Raw genomic sequence first — 246 nt, 5'->3', positions numbered from 1 at the left:
AAGACTTCACTCCAGTGAAACCAGACGAGAAAGTTCCAGCCAAAGACAAAGACCACTTAACTCCAGAAGAGAAAAAACAAGTGGAAGACAAAGTCAAAGCGAAGAACCCAGGTAAGGAAGTCACTGTAGGGGAAGACGGCACAACAACCGTTACGGATCCAACAACCGGCATCAGTCACGACATTCCAGGAACAGACTTAGTGAACCAAGACTTCACTCCAGTGAAACCAGACGAGAAAGTTCCAG

The 246-nt window shown here is 46.7% G+C and carries 1 pseudogene; it reads left to right on the top strand.

The features are described from left to right. Positions 1-246: pseudogene (locus N8M09_RS11050) on the top strand (LEA family epithelial adhesin); the annotation flags it as partial.

This window comes from Streptococcus mitis (genome assembly GCF_946190375.1).
Lineage (GTDB): Bacteria > Bacillota > Bacilli > Lactobacillales > Streptococcaceae > Streptococcus > Streptococcus mitis_CJ.
Note: the sequence above shows the minus strand (reverse complement) of the source record. Positions and strands in the feature narration are given on the sequence as shown.